This window comes from Herbidospora sakaeratensis (genome assembly GCF_001570525.1).
Classification (GTDB): Bacteria; Actinomycetota; Actinomycetes; order Streptosporangiales; family Streptosporangiaceae; genus Herbidospora; species Herbidospora sakaeratensis.
In genome coordinates this window covers 245,245-261,127 of sequence record NZ_BBXC01000016.1, presented here as the reverse complement: position 1 = coordinate 261,127, position 15,883 = coordinate 245,245, and the positions used below count along the sequence as shown (strand labels likewise).

The following is a 15,883-nucleotide window of genomic DNA, read 5'->3' as shown; positions in this document are numbered from 1 at the left end:
GTGAGCCGCAAGCCGCTCATCGCCGGCAACTGGAAGATGAACAAGAACCACCTTGAGGCCATCAAGCTGGCTCAGGAGCTCGCCTTCTCCCTGACCGACAAGGACTTCGACAAGGTCGAGGTCGCGGTGCTGCCGCCGTTCACCGACCTGCGCAGCGTCCAGACCCTGGTCGACGGTGACAAGCTCCGTCTCGTCTACGGCGGCCAGGACCTGTCCGCCCACGACGGCGGCGCCTACACCGGGGAGATCTCCGGCGCCATGCTCGGCAAGCTCGGCTGCACCTTCGTGGCGATCGGCCACTCGGAGCGCCGCCAGTACCACGCCGAGGACGACGCCCTGGTCAACGCCAAGGTCCTGGCGGCCTACCGTCATTCGGTGACGCCGATCCTGTGCGTCGGCGAGGGGTTGCCGGTCCGCCAGGCGGGCAACCAGGTCGAGCACACGCTCGCCCAGGTCGACGGCGCCCTCAAGGGAGTCTCGGCCGAGCAGGCGAAGACGATCGTGATCGCTTATGAGCCGGTCTGGGCGATCGGCACCGGCGAGGTCGCCACTCCCGACGACGCTCAGGAGGTCTGCGGCGCGATTCGCGTGCGACTCGCCGAGCTGTACGACACGGAAGTCGCCGACGCCGTCCGTATCCTTTACGGAGGCTCGGTGAAGTCTGACAACATCGCGGGGATCATGGCGCAGCCCGACGTCGACGGGGCTCTTGTCGGCGGGGCCAGCCTCGACCCGGCGGAGTTCGTGAAGATCTGCCGGTTTTAGCGCAGATGTCGGCCTAGCTGGGTCATTATGGGGGTGCGACTTGACACCAGGTCGTACCCTCATAGAGCACGTTTGAATCGTCATGCCGCTCAGGCGCTATCCGGAAAAGGTCTGCCGTGACTATCGGAATCTCCATCGCCCTCATTCTGTCGAGCGCCCTCATGGTGCTGCTGGTTCTGCTCCACAAGGGCAAGGGTGGCGGTCTGACGGACATGTTCGGCGGCGGCTTCGCGTCGTCGTTCGGCGGTTCGTCCGTCGTGGAGCGCAACCTTGACCGTCTGACGGTCATCACCGGCGTCGTGTGGTTCGTCTGCATCATCGCGCTCGGCCTGCTGCTCAAGCCGTAGCAGCCCCAAGCGTCACATAGGGTTCATTCTCTCCCCGTGTTCCCCGCGGGGCGATCGAGCGAGGAGTAATCCGTGGGTAGTGGCAACGCGATCCGTGGCAGTCGAGTCGGCGCCGGCCCGATGGGCGAGGCCGAGCGCGGCGAGGCGGCCCCCCGAGTGCGTGTCGCCTTCTGGTGCGCCAATCTTCACGAGACGCGTCCCAGTTTCGCCAGTGACGCGGCCGTCCCGGAGTTCTGGGACTGCCCCCGTTGCGGCCTGCCCGCCGGTCAGGACCAGGCCAACCCGCCTGCTCCGCCGCGCAATGAGCCCTACAAGACCCACCTTGCCTACGTGAAGGAGCGCCGGAGCGACAAGGACGGCGCGCAGATCCTCGCGGAGGCGCTGGAGCGGCTGCGTTCCTCCTCGCGTCCGATCTACTAGGACTCGCGAAAAAGCCCCGCTGCGCAGGCAGCGGGGCTTTTTCGTGTTTATCGGGGCAGCTGCACGGCGTGAGATGCGGACGGCCGCGTCTCACTCATCCGAACACCTGCTGACCGTCGATGAAGGTCGCGCGGACCTTCGTGAGGGCGATCTCGGCCGCTGGCTGGGCGAAGGGGTCGCGGTCGAGCACGACCAGGTCGGCGGGCCGGCCCGGTTCGATGACGCCCGCCGGCGACCCGTTCAGCCAGGCGCTTCCCTCCGTGTACGCCGTCATGATCGTCCGCAGGTCGAGCGCCTGCCCCGGGAGGAACGGGGTCGCGGAGTGCCCGGCGTGGTGGGAGGCGGGCGGCTCGACCCGGTTGACCGCGACGTGCATGCCTTCGAGGGGGTCGGCCGACGACACCGGCCAGTCGGAGCCCGCCGCCAGCCGGGCGCCCGAGGCGACCAGGTCGCCGAACGGATACTGCCACGACGACCGGGGCTCGCCCAGGTAGGGGATGGTCAGCTCGTCCATCTGGGGGCTGTGGGCGGCCCAGAGCGGCTGGAGGTTGGCCACCGCGCCCAGTGCGGCGAACCGGGGCACGTCGTCGGGGGTGATGATCTGCAGGTGGGCGACGTGGTGGCGGTTGGCCGGGTCGGTGCCCTCCAGGGAGTCGAGCACCTCCCTGACCGCACGCTCGCCGATGGCGTGGAAGTGCACCTGGAAGCCCAGGGCGTCGAGTTCCCTGACGTAGCCCTTGAGCAGGGCGGGGTCCACGTACGACAGGCCCGTGCCGCCGCAGCGGCAGTAGGGCTCGATGACCGCCGCCGTGTAGTTCTCCGCGATGCCGTCCTGCATGATCTTGATCGCGGTGGCGCGGAAACGGTCGAGGCCCTCGGCCGAGGCGCGGCGTTCGACCAGCGACGGGATCTGCTCGGCGCCCTTCGTGCGGTCCCACCACAACGCGGCCACCACGCGGGCCGTCAGCAGGCCCTTCCCGGCTGCCGACAGGTAGGTGGGCAGCTGGTCGTCGGAGCCCGCGTACGAGCCGACGATGGCGTCCTGCCAGCCGGTGATGCCCAGGGAGAACAGGTGCCGCTGGGCGTCCAGCAGCGCGGCCTCCTGGTCGGCGGCCGTGGGGCGGGGGGTGAGCAGGCCGACCAGGTCCATCGCGCCCTCGTGCAGGACGCCGGTCGGGGTGCCGTCGGGGTCGCGTTCGATGCGGCCGTCGGCGGGGTCGGGGGTGTCCTTGGTGATGCCGGCCCGCTCCAGGGCGCGGGTGTTGACCCAGGCGGCGTGGTGGTCGCGCTGGATCAGGTAGGCCGGGCGGTCGAGGAAGTCGAGCTGCTCGCGGCGGGGGAGACCGCCGGGGAAGGCGGCCATGTCCCAGCCGCCGCCCTGCACCCACTCGCGGCCGGGATGGGCGGCGGCGTACGCGGCCACCACGCCGAGGTAGGCGTCGAGGCCGTACACCTCCGACAACTCGCACAGCGCCCGTTCGAGGCCGGCCTGGACCGGGTGGACGTGGCTGTCGGTGAATCCGGGCGTCAGCAGGCCGCCGGCCAGGTCGAACGGTTCCGCGCTCGCGGTCGCGACGTCGTCGAGGGTTCCCACGGCGGCGACGACTCCGTCGCGGACGAGCGCCGCTTCGGCGAAGCCGCCGGGGGTGAAGACGCGGCCTCCGTGGAACAGGGTCTCGGTCAATTCAGTGTCCTGTGATCTTGTCGGCGATTCTGGCCAGCACGGACGTGCGGGGCACGCCCCCGGCCTCCCGGGCGTCGGCGAGCCGGTAGAGACGGTACATCGTGTGCACTCCCGTCCAGCGCAGGGGTTCGGGCTCCCACTTGCGCACCCTGCGGCCCACCCAGGGCAGCGCGGTCAGCGGGGTGTCGCGGCCCAGCACCAGGTCGCGCAGGGTGCGTCCGGCGACGTTGGTCGCGGTGACGCCGTGGCCGGTGTAGCCGCCGGCCCAGCCCAGGCCGGTCGAACGGTCCAGGCCGACGGTGGCGCACCAGTCGCGCGGCACGCCCAGCACCCCCGACCAGGCGTGCGCGACGCGGGTGGAGCGGGCGGCGGGGAAGAAGCCGAGGAGCAGCTGCCAGAGGGCGTCGACGGTCCAGCCGTGGGTGTGGCCCCGGTCGTCCACCCTGGAGCCGTAGAGGTAGGGGCGGCCCCGGCCGCCGAAGGCGATGCGGTCGTCGGCGGTGCGCTGGGCGTACATGTAGTAGTGCGCGAAGTCGCCGAGGAGCTCGTGGCCCTGCCAGCCGACCTCGTCCCAGAAGCTCGGCGGGAGCGGCTCGGTGACGATCATGGAGCTGTTCATCGGCAGCCAGTCGCGGTGGTTGTCCTTGAGCGTCGCGGTGAAGCCCTCGGTGCAGCGCAGGATCACCTCCGCGCGGACCGTGCCGCGTGCCGTCGTCACCCGGCCGGGCGCGATGCCGGTCACCTCGGTGCCCTCGTAGAGCTCGACCCCCAGGTTCTGGACGACCCCCGCCAGCCCTCTGGCCAGTTTCGCCGGCTGCACCCGTGCGCAGTGGGGGCTCCAGGATGCCGTGAGCGCCCCCTCGACCCGGATGCGCTCGTCGACCGGCACCACCGCCACGTCCTCGCGGCCCCAGCCCCAGGCGTGCTGCCCCTCGACCTCCTGCTCCAGGCGCAGCGCCTGGGCCGGGGTCCTGGCCACGTTGAGGACGCCGCCCTTCACCACGTCGGCGTCGATGCCCTCGGCCGTGCAGACGGTGATGACCTCGTCGACGGCGGTGAACAGCTCCCGCTGGAACGCCCGCGCGGCCTCGGCGCCGTGGGTCTTGGCGTAGCGCCGGGGGCTGCCCGGCAGCAGCCCGGCCAGCCAGCCGCCGTTGCGGCCCGAGGCGCCGAACCCGGCGAACTCCTTCTCCAGCACGACGACGTGCAGCGAGGGGTCGGCCTTCACCAGGTAGTAGGCCGTCCACAGGCCCGTGTAGCCGCCGCCGACGATCGCCACGTCGGCCCGCAGGTCGCCGTCGAGGCGGTGGGCGGGCTCGGGGACGCCGAGCGCCCGGTACCAGTAGGAGACGTCACCGTTGGCGAAGGAATCGGAGAGCGGAGCGTTCATAGGGGCAATCCTGCTCTATTCGTCACCGACGCCGCATCTCACGACGGAACGCGTCGTCCGAGGCGGTATTAAGCCCCGTTATGCGAAGTCTTAACAGAATTTGTCATGACGAAACGGTCGGCATACCGCCGTGTAGCAAATGCGTAACAACGGTGCCCCAGGCTGGGACGCAGCGGAGGGAGAGATGTTATGGGGTTTCTGCGGATCAGGACGACGGTCGACGAACGTCCCGGGCGGCTGGCGTCACTGGCGTCGGCGCTCGCGGCCAAGGGCGGCAACATCCTCGGACTGTCCGTGCAACCCGACTCCGACGGCACCGTCGACGAGTTCATCGCCGACATCCCGGCTTCGGCGGACGACGTGCGGGTCGCCCTCGAAGAGGCCGGCGGGCGGCGGGTCAGGGTGGTCCCGGCGACGGCCCACGAACTGACCGACGAGCCGACGCGGGTGCTGCTGCTGGCCGCGCGGCTGCGGGCGATGCCGTGGCGGCTCCCGGAGATCCTCGGCGACCTGCTCCGCGTCGACGACGCCCGCTGGGTGTTCGGCGCCGTCAAGGGCGAGCTGCCCGACCCGACCCTGCTGGTGGTGCCGGTGGCGCCGCGCCGGTCGATCCGGCTGCGCCGGACGGGCCTGCCCTTCACCATGACCGAGGCGGCCCGCGCCGCCGCGCTGGTCCGGCTGGCCCAGCCGCCGGCCGACCCCGTCTCGGCCGAGCGCGACCTGACGCTGGCCGACGGGACCGAGGTGCAGGTGAAGTCGCTGGCCCCGATCTACCGCGAGGCCGTACGGGACCTGCACGAACGCTGCTCCCCGGAGACCCGCAGGTTCCGCTACTTCACCTCGTCCCCGAGCCTGCCCCCGAGGGTCTTCGACCGCCTCTGCGACCGGTCGAAGGGCCACTCGCTGGTGGCCGGGTACGACGGCCAGGTGGTCGCGCTGGCCAGCCTGAACTTCGGCGCCGAACCCGGCACCGCCGAGGTCACCCTCCTGGTCGAAGACCGCTGGCAGGGCCGCGGCCTCGGGGCCGCCCTGACCCGGATGCTCCTGGAGGAGGCCCGTGACCTGGGCCTGGCCGAAGTGCGGGCCACGCTGCTCTCCGACAACGCGCGCATGCGGAGTCTGCTGATCTCCCTCGGCGCCACGCTCGGCTACACCGATGACCCCGGTGTGGTCGAGGCGCGGATCGCCGTGGGTGTGCTGGCGCCGGTCGTCCCGGCCTAGACCGCGCCACACGGAACATTCCGGTCCGGGGCGGCTCAGGGGCCCCGGACCGGAATGATCACTTGCCCGGATCGGGCGGCGCGCCCATCGCGTCGAGCCGCCGGTGCAGGCTTTCGAGGCTGTCGAGGACCTGCCGGAGCAGTTGCCGGTCGGCGGTGTGGCGGCGCAGGGTCGTCCGGATGGCGTCGTCGCCGGGGGCGGTCAGCCGGTCCATCACCGAGCGGTCCCTGGCGGCCTGGTCGTCCATCCGCGCGCGGAGCGCCTGCCGGAGGACCTCGGGCTCGACCCCGCACTCGCGCAGGGCGTGCACGCCCACGTTCTCGCCCTCGTTGAGCGCGCTCAGCAGCAGGTGCTCGGTGCCGATGTGCTTGTCGTAGCGCCGCAGGGCCTCCAGGTGCGACATCTCCAGGACCTTCTTGGCCCGGGGGGTGAAGGGGATGTGGCCGGGCATGGGGGAGCCGGGGTCGGGCGGGCCGACGAGTCGGCCGACGACGGCCCTCATCTCGTCGAGCCGCGCGCCGCATTCGTCGAGGGCCTGGCCGGCCAGGCTCTGCCCCTCGTTGATCAGCCCCAGCACGATGTGCTCGACGCCGATGTGGTGGTGACCGAGTTCCCGGGCTTCCTGGCTGGCCAGGACGACGACCTGGCGGCTGCGGTCGGTGAAACGCTCGAACACGGGTTTCCTCCGTGTGGAGTGTGGGGGGACTGCCCCCACTATGCGCCGGAAACGGCGGGCGCGCGAAGCGTGTAGACGTGGACGGGCCCGTGCTCGCCCACGCGGGTGCGGGTGCGGATCATGCCGAGCTTCTCGGCGAGGCGCTGGGAGGCGGTGTTGGCGGCGTCGGTCTCGGCCACCACCTCGGGCGCCCCCCGGCTGGCGAAGGCGAACGTCACGACCAGGCGGGCCGCCTCCAGCGCCAGCCCCTGCCCCTGCCATTTCGGATCTACACTGTAAAGGAGCTCGGCCGCGTGGTCGTCGGTGGTGCGCAGCCCGCACACCCCGATCTCCTGGTCGCGGACGATCGCCCACAGGCCGTAGCCGTGGGAGGCGAAGTCCTCCCGGCTGTCGCCCACGATCTCGGCCACCAGCTCCGCCGAGACGAGCGCGTCGTCGAACAGATGCCGCCGCACGCTGGGCTCGTTCCAGTGGACCAGCAACCACGGGGCGTCCGACGGGGCGATCGGGCGGAGCGTCAGCCGGTCTCCGCGCAACTCGGTCATGCGGGCCAGGGTATGACCTCTCCGTGAACCGTGAAGAGGCTGCCGACCAGCTTTACGCCCTGCCCCCGGCGGAGTTCACCGCCGCACGGAACCGGCTCGTCAAGGAGACCGGCGACAAGGAGCTCGGGAAGCTGCGCAAACCCACCGTGCTGGCGTGGGCGGTCAACCAGGTGGTGCGCTCCCACCCCGCCGAGATCGGGGAACTGCTGGCCGTGGGGGAGGAGATGCGGGCCGCCTGGGCCTCCGGCGACGGCGACGCCCTGGCCGCGCTCGGCCCCCGCCGCTCGGCCGCCGTGGCCGCGGTCTCCCGCCTGGTGCTGAAGATCGCGTCCGGCCGGCTGACCTCGCCGGCCGAGCTGGAGCAGACCCTCGACGCCGCCGTCGTCGACGCCGACGCGGCCGCCCAGGTCCGCTCGGGGCGGCTGGCGGGGGCCCTGAGCTACAGCGGCTTCGTGCCCACCGCGGTCCCGCCCTCCTCCTCGGCACGCCGCAAGCCCGCCGCCCCCGACCCGTCGGTCCGGGCGGCGGCCGAGGCGGCGGTGGCGGCGGCCGGGGAACGCCACGCCGAATGGGCCGGCCAGCTGGGACCGGCCATCGCGGAGCGCGACGCGGCCCTCGACGGCGTCGCCGAGGCCGAAAGCGCCCTGACCGAGGCGCGCAGGCGCGCGACGGCGGCCGGGCAGCGCTACGACGTGGTCAGGAAGGAGGAGGCGAAGGCCCGGCAGGCGCTCGCCGACGCCGAGGGCGCGCTGCGGCGCGCCACTACGGGCAGATGACCACACGGCCGGGAGGCCGCTTGGCGACCGCCTCGTAGGCGTCCCCGGCCAGTTCCAGGCCGAAGGTGAACGCGATGGGCGGCGGCCGGAAGTCGCCCGACTCCAGGTAGGACGCCACCAGGGCGAGCCGTTTGCCGCACTGCATGGCGCAGAGCCGCCGGCTGTCCACGCCCAGCATGCGCACCTCCCGGTGGTAGAAGTCGGGCAGGTCGATCTCGACCCTCCGCCTCCCGGTCGAGCCGATGACGACGAGCCGGCCCTTGTGGGCCAGGCAGGCCAGCGCCGACGGGGTGGTGACGCCGCCGACGGCGTCGTACACGACGTCGGCCCCCGCGCCCCTGGTGAGCCGCCGCACCTCGCCGGCGACGTCGTCGTGCAGCAGCACGAAGTGGTCGAGCGCCGCGTCGTCGAGCGGCGGTTTGCGGGCGATGCCGATGACCCGCGCGCCCCGGACGCGGCCGATCTGCGCCACCGCCGAGCCGACGCCGCCGTCGACGCCGAAGATCGCGATCGTCTCGCCCTTCTCCAGCTGGGCGGTCTCGACCGCGCCGAGCCAGCCGACGACGAAGTTGACCCCGATGACCGACGCCTCGGCGAAGGTGAGCCGGTCGGGCTTGCGGATCAGCGCCGAGACGGGCACCACGACGAGTTCGGCGTGCGACCCGTCGCGCGTGTAGCCCAGGTCGCCGCCGGTGCCCCACACCTCCGCGCCGATCCAGTCGTGCGGCCCGCCGACGACCACCCCGGCGAAGTCGCGGCCGGGCACCCGCGGCAACGAGGTGCCCGGGATGTAGCCGGAGACGGTCTTCAGGTCCGACGGGGTGACCGAGGCGGCCCTGATCGAGACGAGGGCGTCGCCGCCGCCCAGCTCGGGCTCGGTGACGTCGACGACCTCCAGGACGTCGGCGGGCGAACCGTAGCGGGTGAACCGCAGGGCGCGCATGTCACGGCCTCCTGCTGAGCGTGAAGGTCCAGTCGACGGTCTGGAACGGCTCGCCGACCTCGGTGCCGTCGGGCGCGGTGCCGGGCCCGTGCCGGACGAAGTCGGCGACCAGCGACCGCTTCACCGCGAAGACGGCGTCGTGGTCGAGGTGGTCGTCGTCGCGCCGGAACAGCATGGTGATCAACGGCTGGTAGCCGTCGGCGTGCAGCCGGAAGTGCAGGTGCTCGGGCCGCATCGGCGACCGGTCGGCGGCCCGCATGATCTCCCCGCACGGCCCGTCGACCGGCACCGGGTAGAACCGCGGCGCGATCGACCGGTACCAGAACCGGCCGTCGTCACCGGTGGTCAGCAGCGCCCGCATGGCCGGCCGGCCGTGCAGCTTCTCCTGCTGCTGGACGTCGTAGTGCCCGTCGCCGTCGCTGTGCCAGGTGTCCACCCGCGCGCCCGCGACGGGCTCGCCGCCGGGCCCGACGACCCGGCCGGTGACGAACATCGGCGTGCCCGGCACCCCGCCGGAGATGTCGGCGCCGTTGGCCGCCGCCGGCCGTCCTTCGACGAAGAAGGGGCCGAGCAGGGTGCTGTCGGTGGCGTGCGGCCCGTGGTGCTCGTTGATCAGGTCGACCAGGACGCTCAGCCCGAGGATGTCGGAGAGCAGGACGAACTCCTGGCGGGTGGGCGTGGTGATCGTGCCGACGCGGGCCAGGAAGTCCATCGCGGTGAACCACTCGTCACCGGTGAGCCGCGTCTCGCGGGCGAAGTCGTGGAGGTGCCGGACCAGCTCGACGAACAACTCGCGGGTGCGCTGGTCGGGGCAGCCGTCGAACGTGCTCTGCACCTCTTTGGTGATCGTGTCCTCAGACAGGTCGATGGACATGTTTTCGACACTATCCGCAGGTCACCAAGGGGTTCGGGGCCGCCGGGCGGCCCCGGTAAAGACGGGACAACACCGGGGCAGCGGGCGCCGGGGCGGGCCGCCCGCCCGCAAGGCCGGGCCCGGGGCCCGGCCAAGCGGCGGCAGCGCGTCGGCAAATCCCGGCTTTACCCCGGGATCTCGGCCGAGGCCGCCCGGTCGATCAGGAACAGCGTCCTCTCCTGGCCGCGCGCGCCCGCCGCCGGGGCCGACAGCTGGTCGCACGTCAGGCCGACCCGCACGGCGGCCGCCTTCTCCACGCCCGACGCGATCACCCACACCTCGCGCGCCGCCTGGATGGCGGGGAAGGTCAGCGACACCCGCGTGGGCGGCGGCTTGGGGGAGTCGTGCACGGCCACGGCCAGGCGGTCGGCCACGTGGAGGGCCGGGTGCCCGGGGAACAACGAGGCCACGTGGGAGTCGGGGCCCATGCCCAGCATCAGCACGTCGAAGGCCACCCCGGAGCCCAGGTCGGCGGCGTACCGGTCGGCGGCCTCCTCGGCCGTCAGGCCCGCGTCGGCGGCGGGCATCGGGTGGACCCGCTCCGGGTCGAGGTCGAGCACGTCGAGCAGGGCCTCGCGGGCCTGCTTCTCGTTGCGGTCGGGGGAGTCGGCCGGGACGAACCGCTCGTCGCCCCACCAGACGTCCACGGCCCGCCAGTCGACCGCGTCGCGGGCCGGGGAGGCGGCCACGGCGGCCAGGGAGGCGATGCCGAGCGTCCCGCCGGTCAGCACGACCGACGCCGTCCCCCGTTCGGCCTGCACGTCGGTCAGCCTCGTGATCAGCCGGGCCGCCACGGCCTGGGCCAGCACGCCCGGGTCACGGTGGACCACGACGAAGGGGACTGCGGTCATGACGTACCTCCGATAAAAGAGAAACCGCCCGTCTCCCGGAAGGGGAGACGGGCGGTCGATGATCTCACTGTCCGGCGAGGTGCTTCAGCGCGCCCGCGTAGATCTCGTCGGGGTCGAGCCGGCGCAGCTCCTCGGACAGCAGCTCCGACTCGGTGCGGCGGGCCAGCGCGACGTTGCGGTCGGGCTGCCCCGGCCGCGACAGGGTCGCCAGCCGCGCGTCGCCGCGGATCAGCGAGAGTTCGCCGCCGTCGGCCAGCGTCAGCCGCACGGCGGTCAGGCCCGGGCCCTCCGACTCGCCCACGGCGATGTCGGTGCCGAGCTTGTCGGACAACCACGACGCCAGCAGGCAGGCGCTGGGGTGCCCGGCCGTCGCCTCGACGATGCCGCCGGTGACCGGTCCGGCCGGGAGGTCGAACGCCGCCGCCAGAAGCGAACGCCACGGCGTCAGACGCGTCCAGGCCAGGTCGGTGTCGCCCGGGACGTACCCCTCCCAGCGCGACCGGATGACCTTCGCGCCGTCGTGGGCGGTCCGGGCGTCGACGATCCGCCGGGTGGCGAGGTGCCCGATCGGGTCCTTCGCCGGGGCGGACGGCCCGTCGGCCGGCCACCAGACCACCACCGGGGTGTCGGTCAGCAGCAGCGGGCTGAGCACCGAGTCGGCGTGCCTGGTCAGCTCGCCGTAGAGACGCAGGATGACGACCTCGCCGGGCGACGACTCGCCGACGCGCAGTTCCGCGTCGAGCCGGTCGTTCTCCCGGGCGTCGCGCCGGATCACCACGAGGATCCGCGACGGGTGCTCGCGCGCCGCGTCGGTGGCGGCGCGCACCGCGTCGTACTGGCCGGCCTCGTCGGAGACCACCACGAGCGTGAGCACCATGCCGACGGCGGGGGCGCCCATCTGGTGGCGGAGCTTGGTCAGCGCCGAGCTGATCTTCGAGGCGGTGGTCGCGGTCAGGTTGAAACTGGTCACAGCCGCCTCCAGACACGTCCGTCGCGGGCGAGCATCTCGTCGGCGCCCGCGGGGCCCCACGTGCCGGCCGGGTAGCCCTCGGGGCGGCCGTGGGTGGCCCAGTACTCCTCGATCGGGTCGAGGATCTGCCAGGACAGCTCCACCTCCCGCTGGTGCGGGAACAACGGTGGGTCGCCGATCAGGACGTCCAGCAGCAGCCGCTCGTATGCCTCGGGGCTGCTCTCCATGAACGACTCGCCGTAGGCGAAGTCCATGGACACGTCGCGGACCTCCATGGCCGTGCCGGGCACCTTCGAGCCGAACCGCACCGTGATGCCCTCGTCGGGCTGGACGCGGATCACCAGGGCGTTCTGGCCCAGGATCTCGGTGTCGTCCTTGCTGAACGGCAGGTGCGGCGCCCGCTGGAACACCACGGCGACCTCGGTCACCCGGCGGCCCAGGCGCTTGCCCGCGCGCAGGTAGAACGGCACCCCGGCCCAGCGGCGGTTGGCCACCTCGAGCTTGATGGCGGCGTAGGTGTCGGTCAGCGAGTCCTTCGGGATGCCGTCTTCCTCGAGGTAGCCGATGACCTTGTCACCCCCCTGCCAGCCCGCGGTGTACTGCCCCCGGATCGCGCCGGTCGCCAGGTCGTCGGGCAGCCTGACCGCCTTGAGGACCTTCTCCTTCTCGCGGCGCAGCGAGTTGGCGTCGAAGGACGTCGGGTCCTCCATCGCGACCAGCGCCAGGAGCTGGAGCAGGTGGTTCTGGATGACGTCGCGGGCCGCGCCGATGCCGTCGTAGTAGCCCGCCCGCGAACCGATGCCGATGTCTTCCGCCATCGTGATCTGCACGTGGTCGACGAAGCTGCGGTTCCAGATGGGCTCGTAGAGGTTGTTGGCGAAGCGCAGGGCCAGGATGTTCTGGACCGTCTCCTTGCCCAGGTAGTGGTCGATCCGGAAGACCGAGCTCTCCGGGAAGACCGCGCTGGTGATGCGGTTGAGGTCCTGCGCGCTGGCCAGGTCGTGGCCGAACGGCTTCTCGATCACCACGCGGCGCCACGACCCGTCGGGGTGCTGCGCCAGGCCGGTGCGCTTGAGCTGCTCGACGACCGTCGGGAAGAACTTCGGCGGGACCGACAGGTAGAAGGCGTAGTTGCCGCCCGTGCCCCGGGTCTCGTCGATCTCCTTCAGCATCATCGACAGGCAGTCGAACGCGCCGTCGTCGTGGAACTCGCCGGGGCAGAAGTGGATGCCCTCGGAGATCTGCTTCCAGACCTCCTCACGGAACGGGGTCCGGGCGTGCTCCTTGACGGCCTCGTAGGTGACGTTGGCGAAGTCCTCGTGCGCCCAGTCGCGGCGGGCGAAGCCGACCAGGGAGAAGCCCGGCGGCAGCAGGCCGCGGTTGCCCAGGTCGTAGATCGCCGGCAGCAGCTTGCGCTTGGCCAGGTCGCCGGTCACGCCGAACAGCACCAGGACACACGGCCCCGCCACGCGGGGCAGCCGCTTGTCTCTGGGGTCGCGCAGCGGGTTGGCGGCGATCGTCTCCTCGTTGGTCGCCACCGCCGCGACGGCCGCGGTGGCGACCTGCGTCTCCTCCGCGAGCGCGGCGGGCTCGTTCTCAGACATGATTCGGCGCCCTCCCGTACGACGGCTCCGTTTTGATCTCATGCGCTCTCATCGGGTCAGAGCTCCTCGGCCACCGCCAGCAGGTGGGCGACGCCCGCCCGCCGGTCGGTGAGGTGGAGCCGCACGGTCGGACGGCCCCGCGACTGGAGCGCCCCGAGGTCGCCCAGCGCCTGCGCGAGCTGGAGCTCGGCCAGGCCGTAAGGCTTGCCCGGCACCTCCACGTCGTCGCCGTTGGCGCCGGTGATCTGCAGGAACACCCCGACCTGCGGGCCGCCCTTGTGGTATTGGCCGGTCGAGTGCAGGAACCGGGGGCCCCACCCGAAGGTGACGGCCCGCTCGGTGCGGTAGTCGAGCAGGTTGCGCAGCGTCGCGACGTCGGCCCTGGCCCACGCCTCGGTGGTCTGCTCGAAGTCGGCCCCGCCGAGCACCGCGGCGTCGAAGGCGGCCTCGCGGTCGAGGTAGGCCATGATCGCCAGGTAGCCGTCGGAGGGGACCTCCCGCAGCAGCAGGGTCAGCACGTCGGCCAGGTTGCGGGAGTCGCCGACCTCGCCGTAGACCTCGACCGGGCCGTCGACCAGCGCCGGGGCGCCGATCTGCGGGGCGGACGCGAGGATCTTGCCGGTGTTCTCCTTCGACTCGGCCACGTTGGGCTGGTTGAAGGGGTCGATCTCGAGCACCCGGCCGGCGATCGCGGTGGCGTACTCCCAGACCAGGAACTGCGCGCCCAGCGGGCCGTCGACGTGGACGTCGCCCTCGGGGCCGATGTCGACCGCGAACTGGTCGTGGCCCTCGGCCGAGTCGGCGCCGACGACGGGCAGGATGCCCTTGCCCGACTTGCCGGTCGACTCGGCGATGAGCTGCTCGATCCAGTCGGGCAGCCCGGCGATGTCGGTCAGCGCGTCGCGCAGGATGAGCTTGTCGCGCCCGCCCAGCGCCTGGGCCCCCAGCAGGGCGCCCAGGTCGAGACCCGGGTTGCCCTCGTTCTGACCCAGCAGCGGGGCGATCTCGGCGGCGTCGTCGAGCAGCCGGGCGACGTCGGCGCCGGCCAGCGCGCTCGGCACCAGGCCGAACGCGCTGAGCGCGCTGTAGCGCCCGCCGACGTTCGGGTCGGCCAGGAAGACCTGGTAACCCGCCTCGGTCGCGGACTTCTCGAGAGGTGAACCCGGGTCGGTGACGACGACGATCCGGTCGGCCGGGTCGATGCCGGCGTCGCGGAAGGCCTTCTCGTAGATCCGGCGGTGGCTGTCGGTCTCGACGGTGCCGCCGCTCTTCGACGCGACCACCACGACCGTGTTCTCCAGCCGGTCGCCCAGGGCGCGCAGCACCTGGCCGGGGTCGGTGGTGTCGAGCACGGTCAGCGGCACGTCCTCGGTCGCGCAGATGACCTCCGGCGCCAGCGACGAGCCGCCCATGCCGGCCAGCACGACGTGGTCGAGCCCTTCGGCCCGCACCCGCTCCACCAGCTTGGTCAGCTCGGGCAGCAGCTCCCGGCTGGTCGTGGGCAGGGTCAGCCAGCCGAGCCGGATCGCCGCCTCGGTCTGCGCCTCGGGCCCCCAGAGGGTCGAGTCGCCCGCCGCGAGCGCGGCCGGCACGCCCTCGGCGACCAGCTTCTCCTTGACGGCCGCCGCGGCGTCAGCCACGGGACCCAGGGTCACCTCTACCGCCATGAGTTATCGGGCCTTCCCCAGCTCGGTGGTGACGGTCTCCAGCAGTTCGTTCCACGAGACGGCGAACTTGTCGACGCCTTCGTCCTCCAGCGCCTTCACGACGTCGTCGTAGTCGATGCCGATGCTCTTCAGGGCGGCCATGGCGTTCCAGGCGGCCTCGTAGAACGGACGGATCGTGTCGCCCGAGATACGCCCGTGGTCGGCCACGGCGTTCAGCGTCTTCTCCGGCATCGTGTTGACGGTGCCGGCGGTGACGAGCTCGTCGACGTAGAGGGTGTCGGGGTAGTCGGGGTTCTTGGTGCCCGTGGAGGCCCACAGCGGGCGCTGGGGACGCGCCCCGGCCGCGCGCAGCTCCTGCCAGCGCGGGGTGTTCACGATCTCCTCGAAGGCGGCGTACGCCAGGCGCGCGTTGGCGACGGCGGCCTTGCCCTTGAGCTCCAGCGCCTCGGGGGTGCCGATCTTGTCGAGGCGGGCGTCGATCTCGGAGTCGACGCGGCTGACGAAGAACGACGCCACCGACTCGATCTTCGACAGGTCGAGGCCCTTGGCCTTGGCCTGCTCCAGGCCGTCGAGCCAGGCGTCCATGACCGCGCGGTAGCGCTCGAGGGAGAAGATCAGCGTGACGTTGACGCTGATGCCCTCGGCGATGGCCGCGGTGATCGCGGGCAGGCCCTCGACGGTCGCAGGGATCTTGATGAACAGGTTCTCGCGGTCGACCAGCCACCACAGGGCGCGGGCCTCGGCGATGGTCGCCTCGGTCTCGCGGGCCAGGCGGGGGTCGACCTCGATGGACACGCGGCCGTCGACGCCGGAGGTGGCGTCGAAGACCGGGCGCAGCACGTCGGCGGCCCAGCGGATGTCGAACGTGGTGATCGCGCGCACGGCCTCGTCGACCGAGACCTTGCGGACCGCCAGGTCGTGGAGCTGGGTGTCGTAGGCGTCGCCCTTGCTCAGCGCGGACGCGAAGATCGTCGGGTTGGACGTGACACCGGTGACGTTCTTCTCGCGGATCAGGGCCGCGAGGTTGCCGGTGCGCAGACGCTCGCGGCTGATGTCGTCGAGCCAAATGGACACGCCGAATTTGGTCAGCTTGGAGAGGTTCTCACTCATG

The 15,883-nt window shown here is 72.0% G+C and carries 16 protein-coding genes; 5 read left to right on the top strand and 11 right to left on the bottom strand.

Annotated features, from left to right (window positions below; translation table 11 throughout):
* The 3 genes from tpiA to AW271_RS26940 all read left to right on the top strand — a co-directional run bounded on the left by tpiA (position 1) and on the right by AW271_RS26940 (position 1,532).
* Positions 1–765: a triose-phosphate isomerase gene (tpiA, locus tag AW271_RS26950; RefSeq protein WP_083977265.1), complete on the top strand. Its 765-nt coding sequence runs from the start codon at positions 1–3 to the stop codon at positions 763–765.
* A gap of 116 nt (positions 766–881) precedes the next feature.
* Positions 882–1,112: a preprotein translocase subunit SecG gene (gene secG / locus AW271_RS26945; RefSeq protein ID WP_061300674.1), complete on the top strand. Its 231-nt coding sequence runs from the start codon at positions 882–884 to the stop codon at positions 1,110–1,112.
* A gap of 72 nt (positions 1,113–1,184) precedes the next feature.
* Positions 1,185–1,532, top strand: coding sequence for an RNA polymerase-binding protein RbpA (locus AW271_RS26940; RefSeq protein WP_081898407.1), 348 nt, complete (start codon positions 1,185–1,187; stop codon positions 1,530–1,532).
* Positions 1,533–1,626: 94 nt separating this feature from the next.
* Here the strand turns inward: AW271_RS26940 and AW271_RS26935 are convergent, their stop codons facing one another.
* A complete protein-coding gene (locus tag AW271_RS26935; RefSeq protein ID WP_062340391.1) occupies positions 1,627–3,216 on the bottom strand; it encodes an amidohydrolase in 1,590 nt (529 codons plus the stop codon).
* A 1-nt stretch (position 3,217) separates the two neighbouring features.
* Positions 3,218–4,606, bottom strand: a complete 1,389-nt coding sequence (locus AW271_RS26930) for an NAD(P)/FAD-dependent oxidoreductase (RefSeq protein ID WP_062340390.1) — start codon at positions 4,604–4,606, stop codon at positions 3,218–3,220.
* 189 nt (positions 4,607–4,795) lie between these two features.
* On the opposite strand from AW271_RS26930, the gene AW271_RS26925 reads away from it, so the two are divergent.
* Entirely contained in the window at positions 4,796–5,827 is a 1,032-nt protein-coding gene (locus tag AW271_RS26925) for a GNAT family N-acetyltransferase (RefSeq protein WP_062340389.1), read from the top strand.
* A gap of 58 nt (positions 5,828–5,885) precedes the next feature.
* Here AW271_RS26925 and AW271_RS26920 read toward each other — a convergent pair whose 3' ends face one another.
* Together AW271_RS26920 and AW271_RS26915 are read right to left on the bottom strand one after the other, a co-directional pair.
* Positions 5,886–6,503 carry a Clp protease N-terminal domain-containing protein gene (locus AW271_RS26920; RefSeq protein WP_062340388.1) on the bottom strand — a complete coding sequence of 206 codons (618 nt, stop codon included), beginning with the start codon at positions 6,501–6,503 and terminating at the stop codon, positions 5,886–5,888.
* Positions 6,504–6,541: 38 nt separating this feature from the next.
* Positions 6,542–7,048: a GNAT family N-acetyltransferase gene (locus tag AW271_RS26915; protein WP_062340387.1), complete on the bottom strand. Its 507-nt coding sequence runs from the start codon at positions 7,046–7,048 to the stop codon at positions 6,542–6,544.
* A gap of 23 nt (positions 7,049–7,071) precedes the next feature.
* Here AW271_RS26915 and AW271_RS26910 point away from each other — a divergent pair, with 23 nt between their 5' ends.
* The gene (locus AW271_RS26910; RefSeq protein WP_062340386.1) at positions 7,072–7,824 is read left to right on the top strand and encodes a hypothetical protein; all 753 of its coding nucleotides are present in this window, start codon (positions 7,072–7,074) and stop codon (positions 7,822–7,824) included.
* On the opposite strand, the gene AW271_RS26905 is transcribed toward AW271_RS26910, so the two are convergent.
* From AW271_RS26905 to tal, 7 genes are all read right to left on the bottom strand, one after another.
* The gene (locus AW271_RS26905; RefSeq protein ID WP_062340385.1) at positions 7,811–8,767 is read right to left on the bottom strand and encodes a quinone oxidoreductase family protein; all 957 of its coding nucleotides are present in this window, start codon (positions 8,765–8,767) and stop codon (positions 7,811–7,813) included. The genes AW271_RS26910 and AW271_RS26905 overlap by 14 nt on opposite strands.
* 1 nt (position 8,768) lies before the next feature.
* The gene (locus AW271_RS26900) at positions 8,769–9,641 is read right to left on the bottom strand and encodes a dioxygenase family protein (protein WP_062340384.1); all 873 of its coding nucleotides are present in this window, start codon (positions 9,639–9,641) and stop codon (positions 8,769–8,771) included.
* A gap of 164 nt (positions 9,642–9,805) precedes the next feature.
* Positions 9,806–10,531 (bottom strand): 6-phosphogluconolactonase, encoded by a 726-nt coding sequence (pgl, locus tag AW271_RS26895; RefSeq protein ID WP_062340383.1) that lies wholly within the window; start codon positions 10,529–10,531, stop codon positions 9,806–9,808.
* Between the two features lie 64 nt (positions 10,532–10,595).
* Complete coding sequence (locus AW271_RS26890) at positions 10,596–11,501, bottom strand: glucose-6-phosphate dehydrogenase assembly protein OpcA (RefSeq protein WP_062340382.1); 906 nt, start codon at positions 11,499–11,501, stop codon at positions 10,596–10,598.
* Positions 11,498–13,105 carry a glucose-6-phosphate dehydrogenase gene (gene zwf / locus AW271_RS26885; protein WP_083977261.1) on the bottom strand — a complete coding sequence of 536 codons (1,608 nt, stop codon included), beginning with the start codon at positions 13,103–13,105 and terminating at the stop codon, positions 11,498–11,500. The genes AW271_RS26890 and zwf overlap by 4 nt, the downstream gene beginning before the upstream one ends.
* A 56-nt stretch (positions 13,106–13,161) precedes the next feature.
* Positions 13,162–14,772 (bottom strand): phosphoglucose isomerase-related protein, encoded by a 1,611-nt coding sequence (locus AW271_RS26880; protein WP_062340381.1) that lies wholly within the window; start codon positions 14,770–14,772, stop codon positions 13,162–13,164.
* 3 nt (positions 14,773–14,775) lie between these two features.
* Complete coding sequence (tal, locus tag AW271_RS26875) at positions 14,776–15,882, bottom strand: transaldolase (protein ID WP_062340380.1); 1,107 nt, start codon at positions 15,880–15,882, stop codon at positions 14,776–14,778.
* Between the last annotated feature and the right edge of the window lies 1 nt (position 15,883).

Bases quoted from the DNA above. Each gene is read 5' to 3' on its own strand.
- AW271_RS26905 (WP_062340385.1), bottom strand. From the start codon at position 8,767: ATGCGCGCCCTGCGGTTCACCCGCTACGGTTCGCCCGCCGACGTCCTG.
- tal (WP_062340380.1), bottom strand. From the start codon at position 15,882: ATGAGTGAGAACCTCTCCAAGCTGACCAAATTCGGCGTGTCCATTTGG.
- AW271_RS26880 (WP_062340381.1), bottom strand. From the start codon at position 14,772: ATGGCGGTAGAGGTGACCCTGGGTCCCGTGGCTGACGCCGCGGCGGCC.
- pgl (WP_062340383.1), bottom strand. From the start codon at position 10,531: ATGACCGCAGTCCCCTTCGTCGTGGTCCACCGTGACCCGGGCGTGCTG.
- AW271_RS26925 (WP_062340389.1), top strand. From the start codon at position 4,796: ATGGGGTTTCTGCGGATCAGGACGACGGTCGACGAACGTCCCGGGCGG.
- AW271_RS26900 (WP_062340384.1), bottom strand. From the start codon at position 9,641: ATGTCCATCGACCTGTCTGAGGACACGATCACCAAAGAGGTGCAGAGC.
- AW271_RS26930 (WP_062340390.1), bottom strand. From the start codon at position 4,606: ATGAACGCTCCGCTCTCCGATTCCTTCGCCAACGGTGACGTCTCCTAC.
- zwf (WP_083977261.1), bottom strand. From the start codon at position 13,105: ATGTCTGAGAACGAGCCCGCCGCGCTCGCGGAGGAGACGCAGGTCGCC.
- AW271_RS26915 (WP_062340387.1), bottom strand. From the start codon at position 7,048: ATGACCGAGTTGCGCGGAGACCGGCTGACGCTCCGCCCGATCGCCCCG.